Origin of the sequence: Nonomuraea aurantiaca, from assembly GCF_020215705.1 — a bacterium.
GTDB classification, from domain to species: Bacteria; Actinomycetota; Actinomycetes; order Streptosporangiales; family Streptosporangiaceae; genus Nonomuraea; species Nonomuraea aurantiaca.
Genome location: NZ_JAIWNB010000060.1, coordinates 1 through 24,281 on the forward strand (window position 1 = coordinate 1; position 24,281 = coordinate 24,281).

The 24,281-nt window shown below is 65.7% G+C and carries 26 protein-coding genes and 1 pseudogene; 16 read left to right on the forward strand and 11 right to left on the reverse strand.

All coding sequences use genetic code 11. The features are described from left to right. Positions 1-1,436 precede the first annotated feature (1,436 nt). The 3 genes from LDL49_RS54375 to LDL49_RS54385 all read left to right on the forward strand — a co-directional run bounded on the left by LDL49_RS54375 (position 1,437) and on the right by LDL49_RS54385 (position 5,921). Entirely contained in the window at positions 1,437-2,729 is a 1,293-nt protein-coding gene (locus LDL49_RS54375; protein WP_225302821.1) for a glycoside hydrolase family protein, read from the forward strand. Positions 2,730-3,508: 779 nt separating this feature from the next. After that, a complete protein-coding gene (locus LDL49_RS54380) occupies positions 3,509-5,191 on the forward strand; it encodes a hypothetical protein (protein ID WP_225302822.1) in 1,683 nt (560 codons plus the stop codon). A 298-nt stretch (positions 5,192-5,489) separates the two neighbouring features. Beyond that, positions 5,490-5,921: a hypothetical protein gene (locus LDL49_RS54385; RefSeq protein WP_225302823.1), complete on the forward strand. Its 432-nt coding sequence runs from the start codon at positions 5,490-5,492 to the stop codon at positions 5,919-5,921. Positions 5,922-6,026: 105 nt separating this feature from the next. On the opposite strand, the gene LDL49_RS58010 is transcribed toward LDL49_RS54385, so the two are convergent. Beyond that, positions 6,027-6,155 carry a hypothetical protein gene (locus LDL49_RS58010; protein WP_263656708.1) on the reverse strand — a complete coding sequence of 43 codons (129 nt, stop codon included), beginning with the start codon at positions 6,153-6,155 and terminating at the stop codon, positions 6,027-6,029. Positions 6,156-6,395: 240 nt separating this feature from the next. Between LDL49_RS58010 and LDL49_RS54390 the strand changes: the two genes are divergently transcribed. The 5 genes from LDL49_RS54390 to LDL49_RS54410 all read left to right on the forward strand — a co-directional run bounded on the left by LDL49_RS54390 (position 6,396) and on the right by LDL49_RS54410 (position 10,283). Next, positions 6,396-6,908, forward strand: coding sequence for a hypothetical protein (locus LDL49_RS54390; protein ID WP_225302824.1), 513 nt, complete (start codon positions 6,396-6,398; stop codon positions 6,906-6,908). A 128-nt stretch (positions 6,909-7,036) separates the two neighbouring features. After that, the gene (locus LDL49_RS54395) at positions 7,037-8,008 is read left to right on the forward strand and encodes a zinc-binding dehydrogenase (RefSeq protein WP_225302825.1); all 972 of its coding nucleotides are present in this window, start codon (positions 7,037-7,039) and stop codon (positions 8,006-8,008) included. Positions 8,009-8,523: 515 nt separating this feature from the next. Next, positions 8,524-8,970, forward strand: a complete 447-nt coding sequence (locus tag LDL49_RS54400) for a hypothetical protein (protein WP_225302826.1) — start codon at positions 8,524-8,526, stop codon at positions 8,968-8,970. Then, the gene (locus tag LDL49_RS54405; protein WP_225302827.1) at positions 8,940-9,434 is read left to right on the forward strand and encodes a 2-thiouracil desulfurase family protein; all 495 of its coding nucleotides are present in this window, start codon (positions 8,940-8,942) and stop codon (positions 9,432-9,434) included. The genes LDL49_RS54400 and LDL49_RS54405 overlap by 31 nt, the downstream gene beginning before the upstream one ends. A 414-nt stretch (positions 9,435-9,848) precedes the next feature. Further along, positions 9,849-10,283 carry a hypothetical protein gene (locus tag LDL49_RS54410; RefSeq protein ID WP_225302828.1) on the forward strand — a complete coding sequence of 145 codons (435 nt, stop codon included), beginning with the start codon at positions 9,849-9,851 and terminating at the stop codon, positions 10,281-10,283. A 23-nt stretch (positions 10,284-10,306) separates the two neighbouring features. Here the strand turns inward: LDL49_RS54410 and LDL49_RS54415 are convergent, their stop codons facing one another. Then, positions 10,307-11,137 (reverse strand): helix-turn-helix transcriptional regulator, encoded by an 831-nt coding sequence (locus LDL49_RS54415; RefSeq protein ID WP_225302829.1) that lies wholly within the window; start codon positions 11,135-11,137, stop codon positions 10,307-10,309. Positions 11,138-11,254: 117 nt separating this feature from the next. Between LDL49_RS54415 and LDL49_RS54420 the strand changes: the two genes are divergently transcribed. Beyond that, positions 11,255-12,277 (forward strand): zinc-dependent alcohol dehydrogenase family protein, encoded by a 1,023-nt coding sequence (locus tag LDL49_RS54420; protein ID WP_225302830.1) that lies wholly within the window; start codon positions 11,255-11,257, stop codon positions 12,275-12,277. Between the two features lie 564 nt (positions 12,278-12,841). On the opposite strand, the gene LDL49_RS58015 is transcribed toward LDL49_RS54420, so the two are convergent. Both LDL49_RS58015 and LDL49_RS58020 read right to left on the reverse strand, forming a co-directional pair. Next, the gene (locus tag LDL49_RS58015) at positions 12,842-13,240 is read right to left on the reverse strand and encodes a sugar phosphate isomerase/epimerase family protein (RefSeq protein WP_263656709.1); all 399 of its coding nucleotides are present in this window, start codon (positions 13,238-13,240) and stop codon (positions 12,842-12,844) included. Continuing rightward, positions 13,237-13,776, reverse strand: coding sequence for a sugar phosphate isomerase/epimerase family protein (locus tag LDL49_RS58020; protein WP_263656710.1), 540 nt, complete (start codon positions 13,774-13,776; stop codon positions 13,237-13,239). The genes LDL49_RS58015 and LDL49_RS58020 overlap by 4 nt, the downstream gene beginning before the upstream one ends. Positions 13,777-14,093: 317 nt before the next feature. Between LDL49_RS58020 and LDL49_RS54430 the strand changes: the two genes are divergently transcribed. The 3 genes from LDL49_RS54430 to LDL49_RS54440 are packed head-to-tail and all read left to right on the forward strand — an operon-like array spanning position 14,094 to position 14,901. Then, positions 14,094-14,333: a hypothetical protein gene (locus LDL49_RS54430; protein ID WP_225302831.1), complete on the forward strand. Its 240-nt coding sequence runs from the start codon at positions 14,094-14,096 to the stop codon at positions 14,331-14,333. After that, the gene (locus tag LDL49_RS54435; protein WP_225302832.1) at positions 14,330-14,644 is read left to right on the forward strand and encodes a hypothetical protein; all 315 of its coding nucleotides are present in this window, start codon (positions 14,330-14,332) and stop codon (positions 14,642-14,644) included. Before LDL49_RS54430 ends, LDL49_RS54435 begins: the two co-directional genes overlap by 4 nt. Positions 14,645-14,697: 53 nt before the next feature. Next, positions 14,698-14,901 (forward strand): hypothetical protein, encoded by a 204-nt coding sequence (locus LDL49_RS54440; RefSeq protein WP_225302833.1) that lies wholly within the window; start codon positions 14,698-14,700, stop codon positions 14,899-14,901. Positions 14,902-16,041: 1,140 nt separating this feature from the next. Here LDL49_RS54440 and LDL49_RS54445 read toward each other — a convergent pair. From LDL49_RS54445 to LDL49_RS54470, 6 genes are all read right to left on the reverse strand, one after another. Beyond that, on the reverse strand, positions 16,042-16,842 hold the full coding sequence (locus LDL49_RS54445) for a class I SAM-dependent DNA methyltransferase (RefSeq protein WP_225302834.1): 801 nt from the start codon (positions 16,840-16,842) through the stop codon (positions 16,042-16,044). Positions 16,843-17,012: 170 nt separating this feature from the next. Next, on the reverse strand, positions 17,013-17,492 hold the full coding sequence (locus LDL49_RS54450; RefSeq protein WP_225302835.1) for an IS3 family transposase: 480 nt from the start codon (positions 17,490-17,492) through the stop codon (positions 17,013-17,015). Next, complete coding sequence (locus LDL49_RS54455) at positions 17,489-17,851, reverse strand: transposase (RefSeq protein ID WP_225302836.1); 363 nt, start codon at positions 17,849-17,851, stop codon at positions 17,489-17,491. The genes LDL49_RS54450 and LDL49_RS54455 overlap by 4 nt, the downstream gene beginning before the upstream one ends. Before the next feature lie 559 nt (positions 17,852-18,410). After that, the gene (locus LDL49_RS54460) at positions 18,411-19,628 is read right to left on the reverse strand and encodes an MFS transporter (RefSeq protein WP_225302837.1); all 1,218 of its coding nucleotides are present in this window, start codon (positions 19,626-19,628) and stop codon (positions 18,411-18,413) included. Positions 19,629-19,669: 41 nt separating this feature from the next. After that, complete coding sequence (locus LDL49_RS54465; RefSeq protein ID WP_225302838.1) at positions 19,670-21,385, reverse strand: tetratricopeptide repeat protein; 1,716 nt, start codon at positions 21,383-21,385, stop codon at positions 19,670-19,672. A gap of 1,271 nt (positions 21,386-22,656) precedes the next feature. Then, entirely contained in the window at positions 22,657-22,860 is a 204-nt protein-coding gene (locus LDL49_RS54470; RefSeq protein WP_225302839.1) for a hypothetical protein, read from the reverse strand. An 89-nt stretch (positions 22,861-22,949) separates the two neighbouring features. Here LDL49_RS54470 and LDL49_RS54475 point away from each other — a divergent pair, with 89 nt between their 5' ends. The 4 genes and pseudogenes from LDL49_RS54475 to LDL49_RS59650 form a co-directional block, all read left to right on the forward strand. Further along, complete coding sequence (locus LDL49_RS54475; protein WP_225302840.1) at positions 22,950-23,132, forward strand: hypothetical protein; 183 nt, start codon at positions 22,950-22,952, stop codon at positions 23,130-23,132. A 58-nt stretch (positions 23,133-23,190) separates the two neighbouring features. After that, positions 23,191-23,529 (forward strand): hypothetical protein, encoded by a 339-nt coding sequence (locus LDL49_RS54480; RefSeq protein WP_225302841.1) that lies wholly within the window; start codon positions 23,191-23,193, stop codon positions 23,527-23,529. Positions 23,530-23,560: 31 nt separating this feature from the next. After that, positions 23,561-23,761 (forward strand): hypothetical protein, encoded by a 201-nt coding sequence (locus LDL49_RS54485; RefSeq protein ID WP_225302842.1) that lies wholly within the window; start codon positions 23,561-23,563, stop codon positions 23,759-23,761. A 32-nt stretch (positions 23,762-23,793) separates the two neighbouring features. Continuing rightward, a pseudogene (locus tag LDL49_RS59650) lies at positions 23,794-23,877 on the forward strand (hypothetical protein); the annotation flags it as partial. Here the strand turns inward: LDL49_RS59650 and LDL49_RS54495 are convergent. Further along, positions 23,862-24,050 carry a transposase gene (locus tag LDL49_RS54495; protein ID WP_225302843.1) on the reverse strand — a complete coding sequence of 63 codons (189 nt, stop codon included), beginning with the start codon at positions 24,048-24,050 and terminating at the stop codon, positions 23,862-23,864. The pseudogene LDL49_RS59650 and the gene LDL49_RS54495 overlap by 16 nt on opposite strands. Between the last annotated feature and the right edge of the window lie 231 nt (positions 24,051-24,281).

The window sequence follows — 24,281 nt, forward strand, 5'->3', positions numbered from 1 at the left end:
AGCCGCCCACCCAGCTTCACCCAGAGGCCACCCCAGCGAGCGACTCGACGTCCGTAACGGTGGCCGCTTAAGATCAACCCACGGCACCTACCTCGTCGAGCTTTTACACCGCTCCGAGGACGCGACCGCGGGACTTCGCTGGACTCTGCCATGAATCGTCATCTCCGTTGTCTTGGGAAGAGGCATCAATGATCGCCACCATTACCACCAGCGAAGCGCCGGGCGTGACGACCTGGCGACAGACGAGCGTGGGCCAGCTCGAACACGGCCGTCGAGGGCGCATCCTTGGAGGACCTGGAACGAAGTCAGGCCACGTCCCTGGTCCCGGTTACATGTGGTCTGCTGCGGTGATTGTTCGACGGCCTCATCCCCCAACTTGAGGTAGCGGTCGTAGTGCTCAATCACGCTCCGCCCTCGCCTTGGGGCGGTGATAGGGGACGCGTGCACCTGACTCTAGGGCCTTGATGATGTTGCCCACGTTGGCGCCCGGCGGGGAGGCTACGAGACGCCTACGACCTGGACAAGGAATGGCAGCGCCGATATCCCCAAATGAACGGCACCCTGGCGTGCGGTTGCGCTCTGAAGATCTCCTGGCAGTGCCACAGTCCGGGCGGCGGCTACGTGGAGGGCCACATTCCCGCCGTCGACCGCACTGGCGAGCCCAAGCCCTCCAACCGTGACTTTGATGCCTGGTCCCACATCGGGCCACCCGGGACACAGGTCGCGCGGGTCCTCATCAACCCTTGGTCGGGCTTGCTCCAAGGGGCTGAGGAGTACCTGCGCTATACCGCTCAGCGCCGGGGCGTGGATCCTGCCGTGGCGCAGACGCTGCGGACCGTCCTAGCCGAGTGGGACGCTGCCCGAGCCTTGGGCTGACCTGTGTCAGTTACTGCGACGTGGCGCGGAAATGCCGGTCCAGGATGGCGGGCCACTTCCGGCGTCACCGCGCCGCTGCCCAGGATCTTGGCAGGAAATCTGCGGAGATTGGCAGCTATGGCGCTTATTGATGAGGTGCGCAGAGTGTCATACTGTAATCGGTATATCTTGTCGATTTTTGCGAACCATTCTACCGTGAACCGCAGAAGAATGGTCAACCTTTCACGGCCGATATTGCTTTACGGCTCCCCCGAGCATCGGCGACATCGTCATGAACGGCTCAGCACATATTATCGAGCAAGGCGTTTCTGTATCAGAGAATCCTGAAAGTTCAGTGGATGAGAGCGTGCGCCGGTCCTGGTTGCTCAGCTTTGCGCCCGCCGCGTGAGAAAGAGAACAGGTTGAGACGGTTCATGTTCGGTGCCCTCGCACTGGCGACGAGCCTCTTCGCCGGCATCGGTGTCGGCGGTGGTGTGGCCGATGCTTCGGCCGTCGGCGCGCCCATCACGTTTCCGACCGATTCCTATCGTTCACATCCCGGAGGTCTGATCACCCGGAATGTGTATGACTATGCGCCGTCGGTCATGGAGGATGGCCGCTATCGCATGTGGTGGTGCAGCCAGCTTTCCGGCGGGGCTGTCGCCGGCGATGACATCCTGTACGCCGAGTCGGCCTGCCCCTGCGGGCCGTTCACCGCTCCCGGTGGCGGCCAGCATGTGCGGGTCTTCGACGGCACGGCGACCGGCTGGGACCAGCACACCTGCGACCCGTCGGTCCTGCGGGTCGATGGTACCTATTACATGTATTACGGCGGCTCCCGGGACGGATCGCCGGAATTGACCCAGATCGGCGTGGCCACCAGCGCCAACGGCCTGCAGTGGCGGCGGCTCAACCAGGGCCGGCCCATCATCGCCCCGGCCTTCGAGGTCGACCGGCCCAACAAGTACGGCGCCGGCCAGCCCAGCGCTGTCTACCTGGGCGGCAAGTTCCACCTGTTGTTCACCGACGCCACCGGCCGCGGCGCCCTGAGCAACGGCGCGGGGCAGTTCGCTTGGCGCTCGGCCGATCCCACCTTCCAGAGCGGCGTGGAGGTGTTCACCGCCACCGGCTGGCAGCCGAAGGCCGCGGGCAACGACCGCAGCTTCTCCGTGCTCAACGGCTTCTCCGTGGACTGGCACTACTCCGACGCGCTGCAGGCGTTCGTCGTGGCCAGCAACGGCCCCAACGCCACCGGCACCGTGCTGGAATTCCTGGACCGCAACGACCTGCGCGTCCACCCCTACCCCAACGGGCTGTTGCCCGGCACCTACACCGAAGGCCCCGGCCTGGTCTCCAAGCCCGACAAACACGCCAGGGTCGCACCTCAGGGCGAATGCGGCCGCGTCCCCATCGACGGCATCCAATCGACCGCCAACGAGCCGCCCCATTCCCTGGGCCACTTCGGCTTCGACCTGCTCACGGGCCGCACCTGCGCCGACTTGACCAACTCCCAGGTCGCCACCTTGTTCAACGGCTACGGCATCCAAGCCCCTGGCCTACCGGCGACCTTCATCACCGGCGCCCGACGCCTGCAACTCCAGGAACTCGGCGTCTACACCGCTCTGGCGGGCAACCGGGTGAACGTCTCCTCCCAGACCTTCCACCAGATCCCCTACGGCGCCTCGCTGCACTCCGGCGTACCGGCCGTCCAAGCCACCGGCAAATTTCCCGGCTACCTCCTCGACGACGGCAATCTCTGGCCCGTCACCGACCAGCGCATCCTCACCGCCAACGGCTCACCCGTCACCACCATCAGCCTCCAGGAATACGACAGCTACCCCAAAGGCCCGGCTCTACGACACGCCTGGCAATAAAGTCTCCACCCCTAAACTGCGGCGGCCAATCCTCACCTGCAAAAGTTGTGCACCAAAAGTAAATTCGTCACGTTTTCCATACAAATCCTCGCCAGGTACAAAGGAAGCAAATGCCAATAAAGAAGGCTCGGGCGAGCCTGAAAGTATTAACGACAGCAATGGGCGCCCTGATTGCGCTGATGATCAACCCTTCCACGGCTAAGGCTGATTGGGCTCACGACAGATGCTCGTACGCCGAACTGACCGAATCGGTCTCTAGTCACATCTATGCAGAACTAACGCCCGGATACCCCAGACTATCCGTGGGAAAATATGACGGGAGCGATACCCAGACCTTCCAGCAGGCGGTGACCTATAGGAGCTCATCGAGTCTGGTACAGGAAGGAAACGGGGGACTGAGTCTGGGCAAGGTTGTGGAGTTGTCCGGAAAAGCAGGAATCACCGTGGGCGAGGAGAATTCATACACCATCACGCTCACAAAAACCATTACAACCCCGCCCAGAGAATTTCGATGGCTTGCGGCGGTAACTCTTTCGGATTTCGTCCTCGTGCGCAGGACTTGGAGGACTCCAGGCGGCTACCATTGTGGAACCACTGACACGTTGGCCAAGTTTTCCAAAGGCGTATCACTCTGTGACTGGCTCCAGAGCGACGACGTCTTGACCGCCTGCGCCCTTCCTAGCTCCAGTCGCGGTGGTGGCGGGGCGCCGGGCACTGTGGTTCCCCCCAATCCAGGGCCCCAGCCGGTGACATCCGTCCACGGGTTGCCGGACGGAACCGTGCTGCACACGACCGACACCCAGCGTATTTACAAGATGGTCGGTGGCGCGCCGGTCTGGCAGTCCACCTGTGCCGACAACATCTGCCAGCCCCAGCCGCAGCCCACGACGCAGGCGGTCATCAACGCCGGTCCTGCCACTCCGCGCAATGGAGCGTCGGCCATCAATCAGCAAGGCGCGATCTATCTGTTCGTCGGTGGAGCACCCATCTGGCAGGACTCCTGCGCCGCCCCGGTGAGCTGTGGCACACCGGTCAAGGTGTCGACCTGGTCGATCGACGCCCGCGACCACATGAATCAAGTGCCAGCGGACGGGAACCTGGTGCAATCCAAGGCCGGGGCCGTCGACCTGCCGGTGGCGATGACCATCGGCGGCGCGTTGATGCCGTTCGCCAGCGAGCAGGAGGTGATCGACGTCGGCCAGGGCAGCAACTGGCGAGAGCGGGTCGTCGCGATCAGCGCCAACAGCTACAACCTCCTCGGATTCAATCCAGTCGATGGCACACTCGTGCAAGGCACCGGTGGCGGCAAATCCGGGCCCGTGGCCATGGTGGTGGGCGGCGCATTCATCCCGTTTGCGAGTGCCCAGGAGGTGATCGACGTGGGCCAGGGCAGTAATTGGGCCTCGAAGGTCCGCGCCATCCCCTTGCGGATCTACGACGCGCGCCCTCGCATGCCCTGCGACTCGACCTTGATTCAGGGAACCAGTGGTGGCACGTCCAGCCCAGTGGCGACGGTTGTCGGTGGCGCGCGGGTCAACTTTGCCAGCGAGCGGGAGGTCATTGATTCGGGCTACGGCACCGACTGGCCGTCGAAGGTGCGGGCCATTCCCCTCCGAGCCTTCAACGAGCTCCGCGACGACATGCCCTCTGACGGAACCCTGGTGCAAGGACAGGGCACAGCCGTGGCGGCGATCATCGGCGGCGCGCGGGTCAACTTCGCCAGCGAGCAGGAACTCCTCGACAGCGGCTACCGCGGTGACTGGCGGCCGACCGTCCGGATCATCCCTCCTCGGGTATTCAATGCGATGTCGACCACGATCTCCGATGGCACCAGGATCGGTAGGAGCGGCAGCACGTCCGAGGCCGCGGTGGTCGGTGGCGCGAAGGTTGCGTTCATCAGCGGAGCCGAGCGCGACGCGGCCGGTTACGGGTCCAGGCCGCTGCAGGTGATCCCGGCGCGGGTCTGGGACGCGTTGCCGACGCAGATCTCCGATGGCACCAGGATCGGTAGGAGCGGCAGCACGTCCGAGGCCGCGGTGGTCGGTGGCGCGAAGGTTGCGTTCATCAGCGGAGCCGAGCGCGACGCGGCCGGTTACGGGTCCAGGCCGCTGCAGGTGATCCCGGCGCGGGTCTGGGACGCGTTGCCGACGCAGATCTCCGATGGCACCAGGATCGGTAGGAGCGGCAGCACGTCCGAGGCCGCGGTGGTCGGTGGCGCGAAGGTTGCGTTCATCAGCGGAGCCGAGCGCGACGCGGCCGGTTACGGGTCCAGGCCGCTGCAGGTGATCCCGGCGCGGGTCTGGGACGCGTTGCCGACGCAGATCTCCGACGGCACCTACGTCAAGTCCCCCGACTCGGCGTCGGTGTGGCTGATCAACACCGGACACAGGACGCTGGTGCAGCAGACCGGCAACGTGCAGGTGATACCCACCCGCGTCTTGGACGCCATCCCGCTGAGCTGACGACGCCAGGTGGAGATCCGTGCCGTCTGTGACCGGCACGGATCTCCACCCCTCAATCGCGCCGATCAACGGCCACCGCCCTCAGTCCGGTACAACCGAGGCCACGCACCTGACCTGGCTAACATGGTCTGAAGACCCCTGAACACTGGCAAGGCAAGTACGCGCCCCGCCGGACGAACAGGGCAGGCATCATCTGCTCACCACGCCGGCGCTGGAGCTGAGCGAGCGGCGCCTGGCCACCCCTGGCGTCGTCGGGCCTGTCTCGCACCCGGCCGACCCTGAGATCCGTCGGGACGAGGTGTACCACGGCCGCAGCGATCAGGACCTGACCCGCTATCTGATGAAGCTGCTGAACGCGCTGCAGCGCCTGCAGGCCGAAACCGGGCACCACGCGCACGACGCTGACCAGCAGTTCCACCCCCTGGCCCGCGCCCAGCTCACCGCCGTCTCGGTCCACCTGCAGCAGGCCCACGAAGCCGTCGACCGCGCTACCGCCTACGGCGTCGCGTGCAAACTCGTTCGCGGCGACCACCTGGGCGAGGCCGGCGCCAGCCCCTGCGATGCCGAGCACCTGTATGAAGCCCTGGTGTGGCTGCCTGAAGAAGGCTACGACGAGCTCGCATGCCCTCCGCACGCCTCAGCGGCGGTGCGTGCTATTCCTGGCGCCACGAGCGGCCGAACCCGAACGCCCGCTACCGGGACAACCCCACGGCAGGAGGCACACCTTTGACCGGCGATTGGCGCTGCTCAGAGCCGTCCCGAAAACGGTGGTTATCGGGACACACGTGGGAGCTGGCCGACGCCAGCTCCCAAGCCGGTCTTGTTGGCTACTGAGCTAAGCCTCGGGACGGGTGTTCGGGTCGGTGGGGCGCCGCCGCTGCATCTGGGTGGTGAGGTTGAGGGCGGCGGTGGTCAGGTTGAGGATGGCCCCGATCAGCGGGATGGCTTCGAGGATGTGGTGCATGTCCGCTCCTTGCAGGCTGGTCATTGCGGGGCGGTCCGGCCGGTGCCGCGTGCTTGCCTGACCAAGCTCGCCCCGGGCGGGGTTGGTCGGCATCGGTTGCGGAGCAAGGCGGACGATTCGCCGCCTGCCGGGATCGGGGTGGGGCAGGCTGGTCAGCACGAACGAGTGAGCGGGTCGACGGCGGAGATCGGGGGTCCGCTGCCCTTCGCCCGGCGTGGACGAACAGCTTTCAAGGCCCCGGTGGCCACGCCACCCGGGCCGGGAGTGGAGGCGGTGGAGATGGTGGACGGCCTGGAGCCTGTTCCGGGCGCGCGGATCAGGCCGGAGTCTGTGCGCACCCTCGGCGACCTGCCCGCTGCGCTGGATGGGCTGCGTCAGGGCCGCTCATACGCGGAGCTGGACCGGGCGGCGCGGCCGGATCGGCTGCCGCCCAGCACGCTGAACGATCTGCTCGGCGGGAAAAAACTTCCGATGGTGGAGACGCTGGAGGTGTTCCTGCGCGCATGCGGGGTGGACAAGGCCAAGAGGGCGGCGCGGGAGCGGGCGATGTCCGCGCGCCCGCCGTTAGCCGGGGCGGTGCGGGTCGAGCAGGCCAACCCGCGGCGGTTGGGCGTGCACAAGGCCATCGACGCCCCGGGCGCGAGCGGGCCGCTCCCGGTCTACGTCGAGCGGGACACCGACACCGCTGCAGGCGGGGTGCGGGCACTGCTGCGCGCGTCGATGCTCGGAAGCGGAGTCATCACTGCGGAGTGAAAGGTCGCTGACCGGTGCTCGGGAGTATCTCTGAACTTCAACACATGCCGCGTGAGCACAGCCAGATCATCCCGCAATCGGCCCCTGGTGCTTGACCTCGAGCCGAGTTGAGGTTGAATGCTTGACCCATGCGAGCGATCATGGCGACCCGGTTCGGCGCCCCTCATGTTCTAGAACTGCTTGACCTGCCCACACCGTCACCGGGAGCGGGACAACTCGGTATCGATGTCGCCGTCGTCGGCGTGACCTGGATGGACACCCTGATTCGATCCGGCAAAGGTCCCGAGGTCTTCGCGGTGGATCCGCCGTACATTCCTGGCGGTGCGGTCGCGGGTACGGTCGCCGCGGTCGGGGCGGGGGTGGACAGCAGTTGGCTGGGCACCAGGGTGGTCGCCCGAGCGGCGAGCGGAGGGTACGGCGGAGGCTACGCCGACACGGTGATCGCCGCGCTAGAGACCGCCTTCCCGGTGCCGGCGGGTCTCGACCTGCGCAGCGCCATGGCCGTAATGGACGATGGCAGCACCGCTCTGGCCTTGCTCGAAAAGACACCGGTGCGGACGGGAGAGCGGGTCTTGGTGGCGCCGGGGGTAGGGGGCCTCGGCAATCTCCTCGTGCAGCTTGCACTAGCGGTAGGGGCGACGGTCATCGCCGCCGTGCATGGAGCGACGAAACGCTCCGTAGCGCTGGAACTGGGCGCTGAGGCGGTCGACTACTCCATGCCGACCTGGCCCGACCAGGTGCGCACACTCACCGGCGGGCACGGAGTGGATGTGGTGTTCGACGGAATCGGCGGCCAGATCGGCGCGGCAGCGGCGTCCTTGCTCGCGGACGGGGGCCGGTTCTCCGGGTATGGCATGACCAGCGGCGCGCAGACCGTGATCGGTGACGCTGACCGGCGGCGGTTCACGGTGGTGAACATGTCGCAGCTGCCGGAGTTTTGGCCGGACAACCACAGGCGGGTGACGCACGTGCTGAGCGAAGTCGCCGCAGGGCGGCTGGCCCCGATCATCGGCCAGAGCTATCCGCTGGCAGCGGCCGCCACCGCGCATACCGACATCGAGGCGCGCCGCTTCACGGGCAAGACCTTGCTTCTGACATGACATTCAAGGCCTGTGTGGTCGCCAGCGCGTAGGAACGCGGACTTCGCTCTGGAATCAAAGACCCTTCTAACCATCCGCCATCGCTCATCCGACCCACACGCCTCGCCTGCTGGGCCGCCCAAAGAGTCGCACTCGATCGGCCTCCAGCGACATGCTGCACATCGAGCCACCAACCTGCACCCCAAGACCTCGCCCGGCACATGCGGCGGGGTCTCTTCGCGCGGCTACGTCATCACCGCGAATGTCGCCTTCATCACCATCTTGAGTGACCGGCAACAATTGAGCAGGACACCGCCCGGCGATGCCCTCACTTGTCGACATCCCGCCTCCACGAGGAGTTTCGGCGTCCAGCTGACCACGAAACAGAAGGCGAACATCATCACGAAGAAGTCGACCCCAGACCGCACAGTGGTACGGCGCCAGTCCGGGCTCACGAGCCGGCGCACCCGGGTGACTCCTCCGCACCGGCCGGCTGCGGCGGCGGAAGGGAGGTCTGAGCGGGATGTTCCAGGACGGTGAGCGCCGCATTCAGCCTCATGGCGTTCGCACTCATCCAGGAGCCGGCGACCGGCCGGACATCGCCGTCGATCCTCCTCAGCATGGCGCCGGCCGCCGTGCTCGGGATCGCGGCGTTCGCGTTGTTCGGCGGGTTCGTGCCGGTGTTCGTGCTGGGGCTCGGGCACGGGCTGGTGGCGACGTCGCTGATGGCGGCCGCGTTCACGACGCTCGACAGGGCCGCCGTCCCGGCCGCGACCACGCTGAGCACGATCGCGGTGCGGCTCGCCTCGCCGTTCGGCGTCGCGGTGCTGGCCGTGCTGTTGCAGGCGTTCACCAGGGGCGGGGCAGGGCGGCCGTTCACGTACGCGTTCGGCTGCGCGGTCGTTTTGGCGGCCGTCTCGCTGGTGCCGATCGCGCTCATAGGATCGGGGACGTGCAGAGAATCCTCGTCAGCGCCTGCCTGATGGGCCGCCGGGTCCGCTACGACGGCGGCGCGAAGACCAGCGTCGACGCCCTGCTCGCGGCCTGGCGGGAGGAGGGGCGGCTGGTGCCGTTCTGCCCGGAGGTGTCGGGCGGGTTGCCCGTCCCGCGTCCCGCGGCGGAGATCGAGGGCGGCGCGGGCGGGGCGGCCGTGCTCTCGGGTGAGGCCCGCGTGCTGGCCTCCGACGGGTCCGACGTGACGGCCGAGTTCGTGGCCGGGGCGCGGGCCGCGCTGGAGGTCGCGCGCTCGTCCGGGATCAGGGTGGCGGTGCTGAAGGAGGGCAGCCCCTCGTGCGGGGCGCTGGCGGTCTACGACGGCACGTTCGGCGGGCGGCGGGTGCCCGGTCAGGGGGTCACCACGGCCCTGCTCGAAGAGCACGGCGTCCGCGTGTTCACCGAGGACCAGATCGCCGAGGCGGCGGTCTACCTGCGCACCCTGGAGACGTAGAAGGCCCCGGCGAGGCCCGCGGCTAGCAGGATCGCCGTCGTAATTGGTTGTAAGAGCGTGAGTAGGCCCCACCTACGTGTCGGTTTCGGCCCCCACCGTCAGTGCACGGCGTAGCTGCCTGGCGACCTTCCGATGACTTCTTTTTGGCCTCACTCTAGGCGTTGTGGTGAGACGCTTCTTGTGCTCCTGGTCGGGAAGGGGCTCGAATGGCGCGAATGGCCAAGTGGGGATGTACGCGGCAATCCGCCGGGACTCCCGGGCAGGCCTTGAGGTCCGTGCCCTGGCTCGCAAGTACGGCGTGCATCGCCGGACGGTACGTGAGGCGCTGGCGTCGCCCTGGCCCCAGCCTCGGGAGAAACCTCCGCCCCGTCGGTCCCGGCTGGATGCCTTCAAGCGAGCCATCGACCAGACGACGTGCGACGACCTGAACGCCCCCGCGCGAAACGACGACACACCAGCAGACGTATCTACGGCCGGCTGATCACCGAGCACGACATGGAAGGGATCTCCTACTTCACCGTCTGCAACCATGTGGCCTGGCGGCGTCCCGAGAGCCGCGTGCAGGTCGGCCGATCCCCTCCAGAAGTGCCCATCGATCAGGAACACCGACCCGGCGTCGACGCCGAGGTCGACTTCGGCGACGTCGTCGTCAACCTCGCCGGGAAAACGACGGTCTGCCACCTGTTCGCCTTCCGCCTGTCGTACTCGGGCAAGGCGGTGCACCATATCTCGCTGTCGTGTTCGATGCACACGCCATGCCGGGATCCGGGGATGGTAGTCCCGGAGTCCACAGACGGGCTGTCGGCGTACTGCCTGGAGCGCATGGCCACGTACAGGAATCTCAGCTGATGGCTGAGGCCCATGTCCTTGGTTCAGACCCACAGCAGCCGCAGCGCAGCCTGGGATGGGCTCCCGTCTGCGGCGCTGTAGATGAGCAGGCGTTGGTCGGGCTCGTCGGCCAGTAGCAGGGTCTCCAGCTCCAGATCGAGTTCGCCGATCTCGGGATGCCGCAGGTGACGAGGGCCGGAGGCGTGTTCGGCGACCGGGTGTGCGGACCACAGCGTGGTGAACTCCTCGCTCTTCATGGTGAGTTCGCCGATCAGTGCGGCCAGTTCGGGGTCGTCGGGGCGCCGGCTGACGGTGAGTCTCAGCGATGCGACGGCACAGGAGGCCGAGGTGTCCCAGCGGGGGTAGAGGTCACGGTGGTGCGGATCCAGGAACAGCATCCTGGTCAGGTTGGGGCGCCGGTCGGCGTGATCGGGCGCGTCCCGGTCGAGGTGCCCCGCCAGGAGCCGATACCCCGGAGAGTTCCATGCCAGCACCTCGGTGCGCGGCCCGGTCACGACGGCGGGCCACTGCAGGGAGTTGATGAGCTGCCGGGTGGCCCGGCGCACGGTCGCGGGTGCGGGGGTGCGTGGGCGTGCCGTGCGGGGTCTGGCGAGGTTGTGCAGGTAGAGGCGCTCGTCGTCGCTGAGCTCCAGCGCGCGGGCCAGCGCCTCGATGACCGATTCCGACGCCTGGTGGCTCTGGCCCTGCTCCAACCGGGTGTAGTAGGTGACGCTGACCCCTGCGAGCTGAGCCAGTTCCTCTCGGCGCAGACCCGGCACCCGGCGCTCGCCATATGAGGCGATGCCCACGTCCTGCGGTTTGAGCCTGCCGCGCCGGAGGCGCAGAAACTCCCCGAGCGTCGTGGTGTCTGCCATGTCTCCTATAGTGCCGGCCAGGCCACCCGGCTGCCTGACCCTGCCGGTGCCAGGCAGCCGCTGACCACCCACGCCCGGGTCTGGCAGTGGCCGCGCGCGGTGGCGAGTCTGGACGCCATGAAGCAATGGACGATGAAGACGACCGGCCGCGCCAACCTGGAACTCACCGAGGCCCCCATCCCGGATCCCGCGCCCGGCGAGATCCTGGTCAAGGTGTCGTCGGTCGCGCTCAACTACCGCGACAGGCTCGCCATCGACGAGGGGCTGACCATGACCTTCCCCGACAACGGCCCATTTGTGCCCGGCTCCGACATGGCGGGCGAGGTCGTGGCTGTGGGGACGGGAGCCGACCGTTTCGCGCCCGGGGATCGTGTGATTTCCGTCTGCCTGCCGGGCTGGGTCGATGGGCCGGGCCCGGGCAATGCCCGGATGGGCGGCCCGGAGGCTCTCGGCAGCGGCCACTACCCCGGGGTCCTGTCCGAGTATGTGGCCCTCGATCAGGAGTGGGCCGTGCGGGCACCGGCCAGCCTCAGCGACGTCGAGGCGAGCACGCTGCCGATGGCCGGCCTGTCGGCCTGGACCGCCCTGGTCGAGCAGGGTCGAGTGCATGCGGGCCAGACGGTGGTCGTGCTGGGCACGGGCGGGGTCGCCCTGTTCGGCCTGCAGATCGCCGCAACGCACGGCGCCGAGGTCATCGTGGTCTCCGGCGACGACGCCAAACTTGCCCGAGCCAAGGACCTGGGCGCCGCTCATCTGATCAACAGGACGACCCGGGACTGGGTCGAGGCCGTCTACCAAGCCACTCACGACCGTGGGGCCGACCACATCCTGGAGACCATCGGCGGCCACCACCTCGCCCGCTCGATCGAGGCGGCAGCGGTCGCCGGCCACATCTCGCTCATCGGCATTCTCGAGGGATACGAGATCTCCGGCCATGTCGCTCACCTGGCCCGCAAGAAGCTCCGCATCGACGGCCTGCAGGTCGGCCACCGGCGGGCGCTGGAAGACCTCGTCCGCGCGGCCGACCACATCGCCCTGCACCCGGTGATCGCCGCCGAATACGCCCTGCACGACCTCCCCTCCGCCCTCGCCCACCTCGAACGCGGCGCCTTCGGCAAGGTCGTGATCACCACCACCTGATCCCCACCAGCCTCTGTACATCTGCCCGCATCCCGCTCTGCGCGGGGAGGTGTAGGCCGACACGGGCTGAATCCTGGAGCTGTGACCTGATGCTGGGGGGCCAAAACTCATGCGTGATCATGGCATGCACGATCGCTAAGTGGGGTCACTTCTCACGCGAACCGGCACTGTTGAAGATCATTCAGTGGGGTCAAGAAGGACGGGCAAGTGAGTCCGTCTTCACGCGGGAAATCACCATCCTGTCGTGGAACCAGGCAACCTTCGCCCGCAAGCCTGCCGCCGAGCCGGGCCGGACTGACATCCGTCGCCGGTCGAAGGGTTCGCGACGTTCGGCGTCGAGATCGAGAGCGCCGGCCTGGTGGACATGTTGCTGGCCGCCGAGTTCGGGCTGCAGGGCGTCCAGCCGTGAGCTTCCTGGAACCCGAGCCAAGTGCGCGCGCAGCGGGTGGCGAGCAGGACGCCGAACTCAGCGTAGACATGCATCGTCGCCCGGGCTCGGACCGGGCCCCCGGCGACGGTCCTCCCCCAGCCCGTACCTCTCGGTCAAGGGTGAGCAAGGAGGCCTTACCGCCGGGAGGTGTGACGGACGACGACGTCGCGGACGAAGGCGAGCCCGTCCCACAGATCTCCCCACACGTCCGAGGAGAAAGGGATGACGTCGACACACCACCATTCGCCCGGATAGCAGTCGGCCAGCACCGGTACCAGTTCCTCGAAGTCGACGATGCCCTTGCCGAACCCGAGCTTGCGCGAGAAGAGATTGCGGGCCACGTCACCGTCGGTGTCGCAGAGGTGCACGTGCCCGATGCGGCCGCGCAGCCGCCGTACCAGCTCCGCCTGGCCACCCGGCAGCAGTTCTTCGGGCTGCACCTGGTTGTGCCCGCTCACCGTGGCGGCGTGGAAGTGGGCCGTGTCGTACAGCAGGGTGAGGTTCGGATGGCCGACGTCGTCGAGCAGCTTCATGATCTCGCTGGCTTGTTGAACGGCTGCCCCGACTCCACCTCCCACACCACAGAGCAGCCGATGCCGGCCCCTTGCTCGGCGAGTCGCCCGAACATCCCCACCAGCCGATCCCACACGCGGTCGTAATCGACGCCGTACGGCAGGGGGCCACGCATCCCGGGGTCAATGCGCATGCGTTTGATACCCAGGTCGGCAGCGAGCCCGAAGAACTCGGCCCACCATCCGTCGTGCAGGGCGACGGCCTCACGGTCATCGGTGAGCGGCCATGGTGGGAGGCCGTCGATCCGCCCATGCGGCGCGGGGGCGAGCAGCACAGGTTCCAGGCCCAGATCGTCCAGCATGGCAGACAGCGCTCGGCGCGCGGCGGGCTGCTCGTAGCGGTCGGACGTCACGTGATCGGCGAATCCGGCCAGTTCGACGCCGTCGAAGCCGAACGCCGCCGCCACCTTCAAGGTCTGCTCCAGATCGGCCGGCCGCTCCAGCCCGAACGACGACGTGGACCACGTGCCGAGGGACACCTTCACTTGCCTGCTCATCGACTTTCCCATTCCCTCCGGTGACACGGCGTTACGCTCCTGATCGACCGCTCGGTGAAGAAGGGCAGCGTGATCGCAGGCGAATCGTACGCCCGTGGCACGACCGCCCGCCCTCGATGCTCGAGGAACACCGAACCGGTCACGATGACCGAGCCAGGCATGTTCAGCACCCATTCCGCGGGTTCCAACCCCGTCTCGACGGGCCTCGACCGCAGCCTGATGTTCGGAGAACGAAAAGAGCAGACGGGACGGCATTTCCCAGCGCTACTATTAGCCGCACTAGTAGTGTGGCCATCATGCGAGCTACCATCACGAGTATGGGTATGACACGGAACGGTTCCTACAGCCTCAGCGACATCGCCCACGGCTTCATCGAGGCCGGCGCCGAGCAGGATCGGCTGAGCAAGTCGGCCTGGGTCGAGAAGGCCGTCATCTACTACGCCATCGCCACCAGCGCGCCCACCACCGACGCCGATGAGGCCCTCGCCGAAGCATTCATCGACGAACAGGAAGCATCCGCCGCTGACGACGAATTCCGCGAGCGAGGCGCTGCGTGATCCCACTCACCTCGGGCGGCGTCTACCTCTACAGCCCGAAGGGCATCGACCGCGAACGCCTGATGCTCGTCACCTCCGCAGCCGCCGTGCTGGAGTCGCGCCGCCGCTTCATCATCGGCCTGACTGTCATGTCCTCCCATGACGGAGACACCCTGACAGTGCCGATCACCGTGAACGGGGCCCGCCGCTACGTCAACTGCACTCAACCCATGCGACTGATCCGCGACTGGTTCCTGGAGCACCATGACACCATCTCCCCCCAGGAACTGGAGGCTGTACGCGCGTACCGCCGGCTGTCGGAAGATCTGTAACCCTCGGCGTCCGACTCGTCACCGCGGTCGAGTGCCAGGTGCACCCGCCCTCCATGAGGCTGCTGTTCGATCTCCTCGCCATGGCCCTGGCAAAGCCCGGCATGGAACTCCTCAAGGTCGGCCGTCTGGCTATCCAGGGCAGGGAGCGGCTGTTCCGCCCCCGCGGCAGTTCGTCACAGCATGGCCCTCACATCGGACATCTGATCCGGACCAGCCCACGCCGTCAGCGCCGCAGCTTCAACAGACCCAGCCGGTAGGACGGGAAGCCGTAGTCGCCTCCGGAGTTGGGGCGTCGAGGCAAGCAGGCGCCGGTGGAGGAACCGGCGTGATCGCGTGTCAACCCCGACGCTCGCTTAGGCCGGAACCGGATATTCGGCGAGACGGCGAGAGAATTTCGTTTCTACGGCACTCCCCCATGCGAATGGGCGTGCATCTACGACTGCTCATCACCGCAGCCCTCCTCGGCATCGGAGCGGCCGTCGTCGGCCTGCTGCCCCTCGGAGGGCTGGGGAACGCGGACCATGTACGGGTCGTCTGCGGCGCCTCAGCCCGACATGTATCGGTGGGTCGGTGACGTGGTGGGCGGAGCGGCCGCGGAGGTGGAGGTCGCCTCTGATGGCGCTCTGGTGATGCCCAGCCTCGTGGTGGGCTTCGGAACGTTGCGACGGCGAGACGGGGCCGGAGCCGCGGCGACCGTCCTGATTGGGGCGGGGCCGTCGTGGCCTATGCCAGTCGGTGAGGCGCCGAAGCCGGGCGTGGATGAAGAGCGGCCGTGCCGAATGGTCGCGATGCCGGCGGACCGTCCGCCGTCCGGAGACTGGGCGTTTCCGAGCAAAGCGAGGATGGACTCCGCATCTGGGAGTGCCGACAGGTACCGAGCCGCACGCTCCAGCGAATGGCATCTCCGCAGGCCGCTGCACGTCATCGACGTCTTGACCATGAGTGCGTTTCGGTCGGCATGCTGGGGATTAGTCCGGCGCTTGTGGGCTGACCAAGAGCCAATGCCGCGTTTCCGCAGGTCGTTGTGGCTTGCTGACGTGTTGGGTCCAGCCAGGGCACGGCACTGATAGTTCAGGGCCGCTGCCCCGGATCCGGCTCCAATCTCCAAACTCCTGACCCTGCGAGCTGATCGAGGATCTCGGGAGTCAAGGACACCTGGCCATGGTCGAGAACGATGTCGGCAAGCTGTAAGGACACTTATCCGGCGTGCACCCCGCGAGTGCCTCGCAAGACTTCCGCCCCAGATCAGGCCGGATCCTGGCGCACTGCCCGCTGCGGCCGGTCCTGGATGGTAACGCTCTCAGCATCTTGTCGAGGTCCGCCATGCCTGCGACTTGGTGTCCCGGTCAGGCAGCCACAGCGGGCCACGTGAGCCTGAGTTGGCCACTCCCCCGAGATCAAGATGTGGTCGGCGAGCCACCCAAGGTGATGCGGATCTTGGACTGGTGGTGCTTGAGCCTCTCCCAGTCATCCATGAAGACGGCTGTCAGACCGTGTTTTTCGGCGAGGGCCACGAGGGTTTCGGTGCGGTAATAGAAGTCCTCGTGGAGCACATGGTGTTCTTCGCCCTCGGTACGGTCGAAGGTGAAGTCGAAGTGGCCGGTCGGTTTGAGAATGCGGCCGATGTGGACGAAGCATTCCTCGATGACTTCGATCGGACAGTGGGAGTAGACACTGTGGGCGTGGACGACGTCGAAGGCGCCGTCGGGGAACAGGACGAACTTGTTGTCGGCGACAAGTTCGAGTAAGGGTTGCTTGGATTCCAAATCGTATTCGGCGAGGGTGTTGCGGGCGGCTTTGAGAATGTCGGGTGAGATGTCGATGCCCGCATAATTGCCGGGCTCCAGGTAGTCGATGAGGAGACGGCCGGCGCGGAGGTTTCCGCAACCGATCTCGAGCATCTTGTGCTCCGGCCTCAGGCCATGCCTTTTTAGGTAGTCGAACTGCATCTTGCCGAGGGCGAGCCAACGTTGGTGCGTCTGGCTGCCCACGGCGGCCTCGGGATTGCGAGCAGTGTCGGACTTCATCACGGCCTGGTAGTAGGCGAGGTGATCGCCGCGGTGCCGCGTTTTGAGCCAGGCATCGCGGACCAGGCGCCTCACGTACCGAGGTACCTTGCCTGGGTTGCGCACGGCGAACGAAAACTTGTGCTTGAGGCTCTTACGGTTCTTTTTGACGAACTCCACTTCGCGTACCATTCGCGGAGCCTAGCGGAGCATTGTCGTGTAGAAAGTGCCTCCAGTGGATTAGGCAGAAATGCGGCGATCATCGTCCCTTGGTCACGGCTACGGTGGTCTCGCGGGGACCTCACAGGGGCATGTCCCTGACGCCAGTCCACCGCCCCCAAGTCTGGTGAGGCCGACACATCTCAACCTGGCCGGTCGGCGGCCTCATCGTATTGGTGGCCTGCGGGAGAACATATCGGCACATACGTGATGTCGGCCGTCCAGACCCGGTTCGGCTCAGCCGCGGTGAACTTCCGCTTCACCAGATCGGACGGGGCAACCGCCTGTCGGTCGGCGATGGTGGTGCGACAGCCTCTGCGCCTGCCCACCCCGGCCAGTCCAGCGGCGCGCATCAGCCGGGCCACCCGCTTGCGGCCCACCCGGACCCCATCCAACTCCCGCAGGTCAGCGTGGATGCGTGGCGCCCCGTAGATCTCATCAGAGGCCCGGTGATGCCGGCGGATCTGCTCGGTCAGCTCGGCGTCGCGGCGGGCTCGCGCGGACGGTCCGCGTCGCTGCCGGGCCGCCCAGGCGTAGTAGCCCTGGCGCGACACACCCAGCACCCGGGCCAGCAGGGAGACATCGTGGTGGTCCTTCTCCGCATGAATCAGCCGGAACGTCATCTCGGCAGATCCGTCTCCCGCGCGAAGAAAGCCGCGGTGCACTTACGCAAGATCTCCTTCTCCGCACGGAGGATCTTGTTCTCGCGGCGCAGCCGGGCCAGCTCGTCCTTCTCGGCACTGGTCAGCCCGTCCTGGCGGCGGCCGTCATCCAGGTCGGCCTGGCGCACCCAGGTACGGATCGACTGCGCGGACGGCTGGAACTCCTTGGCCAGTTCCTCAGGCGTCCGTCCCGCGCGCACCAGCTCCACCATCTGCCGGCGAAACTCCGCGGATAGTTGTTCGGCACAGCAGACTCCTTCTTCCGGGAACCAGGGTTCCCCAGAGATCAGGTGTCCACCAAACCGGGCCAGCTCCTCCACTTCACTCAGCGTCACCAGAGCCATGCACCGCCGCTGGGGCATGGCTCTCGTTTTCATCGACACTTCAGGCCCAGTTGATCATCAAGTGGCTCTCAAGCTGATTGACATCTGGCTCTCGGATCCACCTACATAGCCAGTCTGATCCTCGCACCAGTACAGTTTCAGGCTGGGCCCTGCGCGCCAGAACGCCGGTAGCTTCCGCAGGGCTACCGCCGTCTCGCGGCATGCGTGCGTCATCGTCGGCCGCTTTCTCCAGGCGCCCGACCGCAGTCTCAAGCGGGGATGCGTCGCCGTGATCGAAGACGGTGTCCGAGTATGGATCGAGCTGCCCGAGAATTGGCAGCGAGTGCCAGCCGTCTCCCACACGGCCCATCAGAAGCTCTTGCCAGCCGTATCCCACACCTTGCCGGTGAGCGGTCTCCTTTGGGCCCGGACACGGTTGTATTCACGCCGCTGCGCACGGATGGCCTGAGAAAGCTCTTGTGACAAGGCTGCGGAGGAAGCAGCCTGCAATATCCCATGCTGGGAGGATGGGTTTTAAGGGGGCAAGTGCCAAGGATTAGACGTCTCGCTCAGAAGCGCCGTGGTAGTCGCGTAGCGGTATGAGAACGAAGATCGTGACGATCACGGCCGTGACGGTGAGCCACAACGCAAGGTGGTTGCCGACGGCGACTGCCAGCACGCCGCCGGTGGCGGCGCCGATAGGAAGGGGCGCGAACTGGAGAAAGCGTACCGAGGCTGCAACCCGGCCGAGCATTACGTCACTGCTGAGTTCGATGCGTGTGGTAGCCACGATCACGCTCATGATGCCGAGGGCGAAGCCGGAGCAGATGAGCCCGAGCCCCCAGGCGACGATCGTCGTCCAGCCGGGCGAGTTGAGCGCGGGGATCAACAACAGGCCGAGATGTCCACTGCTGGCCAGAAGAAGTGCTCGGCCGGAGCCGAATCGCGCGTGGATACGCGGTGCGAGCAGCGAACCGACGAGCGCGCCGGCTCCATCGATGCCGAAGAGAAGGCCCCACCAGCCAATGTCGATCCCGAGATCGTGTACGCCGTGAAAGAGAAAGGGCACCATGGCCGCCTGCCAGAATCCGTAGAACAGGAGGCTCTGCAGCGTCATCAACCGAATCGGCACGGTTCGCCAGATGAATGTCAAGCCTTCGCCGATCTCACGGAGAACTGTCTTCCGAGTGCCACGAGCAGGCATGGCCTCCTTCCTGGGAATGGCCAGCAGGGCACCTGCGGGCGCCAGGAAGGACAGACCGTCGAGGAGGATCGCTAACGGCGGCCCGAACGCCTGCACAAGCAGGCCTGCGACACCCGGTCCGGCGAGCGTGGCCACTGACCGTGAGGCGGTATTCGCGGCCTGGGCCTGAATGAGGCGTTCTCGGCCAACCAACTGCGGGAGAAAGGCCTGCGCAGAGACATCGGCGAATACAGAGGCCGCACCGGCAGCCAGAACAATGGCGGCGAGGAGGGGTATCGTGATGAGGCCAGTGATGGAAAGCATGAACACCAGGATTTGCAATCCGCCACGGACAACATTGGCGCAGATCAGTACTGGACGTTTCCGAGAGCGGTCGACGACGACACCGGCGAGCAGCGGCAGACCGAGGAACGGCAGCCATATGCACGCTTCGATAACACCCAAGGCCATCGGACCGGCCTGCATGGTCAATGCCGCCAGCAGGGGCATCGCGACTTGTGTCAGGCCTGAACCAACCAGCGAGACGGACTGGCTTGACCAGTAGAGGACGAACTGGCGGTCACGCCACACTGATCGCATCTTCGATGCATCAGGGAATGTGGCCGCCGCCATCAGGTGCTCAGCTGATGGCCGTCAGGCTCCTCGTGCCCGTCCGGGAGCACGTACGGAGCGAAATCGCGCAGATGGTCAGCCAACTCGGCCGGTAGAGCACCGCTGGCCAGCAGGAGCGCGGCGCCCGTGGTCACCTCTGCGGTGAGGCCACACTCGTGGAGCAACTTCAGGCGGTTGATCTGAAGGACCGGATCGGTCTCCCCCTGCTCGACGACCGCGTCAAGGTCAGCCAAGGCATCTGCGAGCCGTCCCAGCTCGTAGAGGACGGAGCTGCGCTCGACACGCAACGATGTTGAGTCGGGCATTCGGTCGATCGCCTCATCGAGTATCGTGAGCGCTGACGCCGCATTTCCGTCGGAAGTGGCAAGCCGGGCGCGAAGAGCAGTCATGCCATCGTCAACGTCGAGCGCTGGCTGCTCGTCCAGCACTCGCCGCGCGTCGTCGAAGCGGTCTGCGGCAATCAACGTCTCAATGTAGAGCAGCACAGTCTGATGGTCTCCCGGATCAAGCCGCAGGGCAGACCGAAGGTCATCGATTGCGCCGGTTTGCTCCCCTTGCTCTAGCTGGAGCACCGCCCGATTGTAGTAGGCCTCCGGGACGGCAATGCAGTGCTCGACCGCGAATGTCAGTTCCTCCAGAGCTTCCTGGTGTCTCCCCATTCCGTGCAGCACGATTGCTCGGTCCACGCGGTATTCCGTGACGTGAGGATCGTTCTCCACAACGTAGTCAAGGTCGACGAGCGCTTCGCCCGCCCTACCTGAACGCCGTAGCAGCGTTGCGCGGTTGGCGCGGACGACAATCCGGTGTTGATGCTTGACATCGGCGCTGAACAATGAATCGAGGATCCGGAGATCCTCATTTAGCCACGAGAGCGCCCCGTCAACATCACCTTTACGCATCGCCAGATATGCTTCGGCGTTTGCCAGGAATGCTAGATGGTAGGCGCGTTCATGGTCGTCCTCAATGTTTTCTGCTGCCTGGACGGCCCGTTCAAGCTTCTCGGACGCTTTACGGAAGTCACGCTCTGGCACTACTGCGAAACGAGCGCGCACCATTGCCTCGGTGTAGTATGCCGCTGCATGAAGCCGTGGATTGTTCCAGTAGTCAGATGCGTGACGGTAAAACGCAACAGCGTCATCGCTGCGTCCGGTAGCCACGAGGGCGGCCGAGTATGCGCGCAGAGTCGCATGAACGTGCGGATTATATTCGCGTGGGAATCCTTGAATCTCGAACAGCTGCTGGCCGTATCGGACCGCAGCCTGATAGTAACCATACTTCGCTGATTCTACTAGCCGCTCCGCCAGTAGCGGCACTGCCTGCGCAGGGTTAGTGCCGCGCACGAAGTGATAGATGCGCGCATCGGCATCATCTGCTGTTCCCGAGAGCCTGCCGGCCTGATCGTCGTGCCAGCGCTGAAGGCTGTTCCCCGTCAAAGCCGACGGTATCGGGATCATCTCACGTTGCAACGGCTCAGGGTAGAGGTTTTCCGTGGCCGATCCATCCGATGGAAGTGTCGTGATGTCCAGCCAGTCGTACGCAGGGCTGGTCAAGATCTCCAGCAGTCCCCGGTCGGTATCGTCTGCGAGCTCTGTGTGACAGATGGCCACTTTTAGCTCACGTAATGTTGGCGCGATAAAAGCGATGAGCTGTTGACTGAGAAACTGGGTCTGCTCCGCGGCGAAATATCTCGTGCGAAAGGCCTCGTCCGCGTTCAACGTCAATGGACGTGCTGTTCGGTTCGAGGAGCGTTCGTCAATGAACGACCGGACTGCCTGGGCTTCGGTTCTGCGGAGAGGGTCATGTTGGTCGGCGAGTCTCAAAAGGGCCCGGCCCAGGGTGAACGGTCCACCGACAAGGGCGCTTGCACATAACCGCAGTTCACACAACACGCTATCTCTGTTTCGCTCCGTGATCGGTGGCGATGAGCCGATGGCAATCCTCGGCTCATCGCCACCGCCTTAACATGGGACGGCTGTAGCCGCGCTCTACTAGTCGGGGTACATGATGTACTTCAGCGACGTCACAGGGCGCATCGTCGGACGGCTGATCGAAGTCTTGAGCACGCGTTCAACTCCTTTCGGTCTCCTGTCGACTCCTGCGAGGCGAGCGTTTTCGAGAGCAATAGTCGATTTGAGGGTAACACGAGACAACATCCGAGAAGCGCTGGATTAGCGCCATTTATGGCGCATTTCAGCTGTCATCGGTTATTCGCTACGCCGCACAGGAACGATCTTCGCGAGCATGCCCTCAGACTCCCGGAGCGCTCTCGCCTTGTGGGCGCCGCCCTGCGGCATGACGGAGCTGATGGCTGAGCGAACGTCCGTTCGGATCGTGATCTCCTCGGCGGCGTCATCTGCTTTGCTTGTGGGCTGATGCAGGTGGTTCGGGGCGGTTGACGGAGCTGATGGCGATCGGCGTGCCGGTCCCGCTCTGAGCTTCGCTCAGCCCCCGGACACTTGACCTGAGGTCAGCCTTGATCACCAGGAAAGATGCTCCATGCCCTCGCCACACCCTCCCGAGTTCCAGCGCAGCCCGGTCGAGCTCGCACAACAAGGTGACAACCACCGCTCCAGCCGCCAAAAGACCTGGACGTCAGCCGGTCATGCCCACAGAACCGCTTGAGACAGGCCGACGACAAGGCCGGCACCCTCCGGGCATCGAGAGCCTGGGTGGCCTCGTCGCCTGACTCCGCCGCAAAGCGTCAGGCCCCGGCCATGGGCGTCCCTCCAACCCCGCGCCTTGTGGCTGTCGAGGGCGACGCGGGTGAGCGGCCGAGGCGTGCCGGTTGGATCAGTTGCACTGACTCGTGCTTGCCGTCACGCAGCCACCGCCGTCGGGTGCAGCCCGGCCGTCGATGCTGCCGAACCATCGAGTGAGTAGGGCGCCTGAAATATCGCATTCGCTGGAGTCGCGGTGAGCATACCGACGCCCACAACCGCCACTAGCGACAGTGCGAGCGCACTGAAACCACGCTTCACAGTCGACATTACTCTCCGTTCGCGATGTGGATGTGTCGAAGCAAGACTTCGACATCGACATCATGCCAAGTCCGCGGTTGATGGATGGGAGCAACTTCTGCCACTCCATGCGGCTTTTCTGCCAGCGTCCCGTCGTCGCCGCCAAGGCTGCGGATGCCGCCGAGATCACCCGCGAGCAGGTTGCGGCGGCCATGCGCATCCTCGGCATGCAAGGGAGCCGCCCAGGAGCTACGGCGGAGGCCATGGACGCAAGCCGTGTCCGGCGTCAAGGCGGGAGACTCGTTATCCGTAGATTTCACGCATGAACCACTTCACGCCATCATCCCCGGCCGAACACATGGCGAAAAGCGCCGATCTCTTGCCATTGTCCACTGCATTCCGGCCAGAAATGGCGCGGGCGACGAACGGCGTAGGCGCGGGGCGCACAGAATGGGCCGATGACACGCATGTCGGCTGCGCACCCATGCTGGCTGCGGTTGAATAGGGACAGGTTCGGACCAACTCGCTACTCTCCCATGGCAGTCAAAGATCCGGGAGCGTAAATGAGTATTCGCGGTAAGGTACCGACCGCTGCGGCGGCCTGCGCGCTCGTCACCATGACCACTCTCACCGCAGGCGGTGTATCTACCGCTGCACATGCCGGGGTGCTCCTCGGCGATGGCCCGGAACAAGGCGGTGGTCAGCTCGGTCTGCGGGTCGCGCATGTGCGCGAGGGCGGTCCCGGCCAGCTTGGCAACGTAGCAGGCAGTGCCGTGCTCGCAGCCGGTCGGCAGTTCAAAGGGGCCGCCGGCGCCGCCGAGCAGGATCGCGGGGTCATCGTGCCGGTCTCGGCGGCCGTGAAGTCCTCATTGGGCTTGTCGCCCCGGCCTGGACGGGAGTGAAGATGCGGAAACGCTGGCCAACTGGGTGCAAATGGATCGCCTGGCCCGTGAGCAGGACGCCGGCGCCGGTTATGAGCTGGCCGAATCTGTGCGTGAGGAGCTCGCGCGGTTGCGGCGGCAGCGAGCCGAGTGGGCCAAGGAGCGCGCCGAGCTGGAGATGGAGCGCGATGACGCCCCTATGGTTGTCAAGCCGCAGCGGACGGAGTACCCGCAGGTGAGAGTGCTTCGGTGATGATCGGGAAGACTTCGCGGGCGACGTAGCGCTTGAGGCAGCGGCGCCGCAGCGATCTGGACGCGCAGATTGAGGAGAGGTTCACCGCCTCGGGCGGCACCTACGGCAGCCCGCGCATCACCCGTGACCTGCATGCCGAGGGATGGCGGATATCGGAGAACACCGTCGCCCGGCGCTCATTGATGCCCAGATCCTTGGCGACCTGCGCGATCGACTTGCCTGTCTCGCGCACGATGCGCACCGCCCCCGCCCGGAACTCCGGATCGAAACTGCGTCTGGTCTCTCCCACGACCCAACCTTCTCCTTAGCCTGCGGCTTTCACGGCGAGTTTGAGCCGACCTGATCATTCACATAAGAAAAGTGCCCTTGAGCTGGGAGGATCGGACTTGTCTAAGCTTGTTCTTTATCCTCCGGATTGTTGGAGTGCTGCGAGGGTGCGGCCGCGTTTGACGGTCTTGCCCACGTCGTAGCGGGGTGCGGGGTGGCGGTTGGGGATGCCGGGTGGGCGTCCGGGGCCGGG

What these genes read in the sequence shown, in the direction of transcription:
- LDL49_RS58010 (WP_263656708.1), bottom strand. Translation starts at nt 6,155, where the DNA reads ATGCACCACATCCTCGAAGCCATCCCGCTGATCGGGGCCATCCTCAAC.
- LDL49_RS54395 (WP_225302825.1), top strand. Translation starts at nt 7,037, where the DNA reads ATGCGAGCGATCATGGCGACCCGGTTCGGCGCCCCTCATGTTCTAGAA.
- LDL49_RS54415 (WP_225302829.1), bottom strand. Translation starts at nt 11,137, where the DNA reads ATGGCAGACACCACGACGCTCGGGGAGTTTCTGCGCCTCCGGCGCGGC.
- LDL49_RS54420 (WP_225302830.1), top strand. Translation starts at nt 11,255, where the DNA reads ATGAAGCAATGGACGATGAAGACGACCGGCCGCGCCAACCTGGAACTC.
- LDL49_RS58015 (WP_263656709.1), bottom strand. Translation starts at nt 13,240, where the DNA reads ATGAAGCTGCTCGACGACGTCGGCCATCCGAACCTCACCCTGCTGTAC.
- LDL49_RS58020 (WP_263656710.1), bottom strand. Translation starts at nt 13,776, where the DNA reads ATGAGCAGGCAAGTGAAGGTGTCCCTCGGCACGTGGTCCACGTCGTCG.
- LDL49_RS54430 (WP_225302831.1), top strand. Translation starts at nt 14,094, where the DNA reads ATGGGTATGACACGGAACGGTTCCTACAGCCTCAGCGACATCGCCCAC.
- LDL49_RS54440 (WP_225302833.1), top strand. Translation starts at nt 14,698, where the DNA reads ATGAGGCTGCTGTTCGATCTCCTCGCCATGGCCCTGGCAAAGCCCGGC.
- LDL49_RS54445 (WP_225302834.1), bottom strand. Translation starts at nt 16,842, where the DNA reads ATGGTACGCGAAGTGGAGTTCGTCAAAAAGAACCGTAAGAGCCTCAAG.
- LDL49_RS54450 (WP_225302835.1), bottom strand. Translation starts at nt 17,492, where the DNA reads ATGACGTTCCGGCTGATTCATGCGGAGAAGGACCACCACGATGTCTCC.
- LDL49_RS54475 (WP_225302840.1), top strand. Translation starts at nt 22,950, where the DNA reads ATGAACCACTTCACGCCATCATCCCCGGCCGAACACATGGCGAAAAGC.
- LDL49_RS54480 (WP_225302841.1), top strand. Translation starts at nt 23,191, where the DNA reads ATGAGTATTCGCGGTAAGGTACCGACCGCTGCGGCGGCCTGCGCGCTC.
- LDL49_RS54485 (WP_225302842.1), top strand. Translation starts at nt 23,561, where the DNA reads ATGGATCGCCTGGCCCGTGAGCAGGACGCCGGCGCCGGTTATGAGCTG.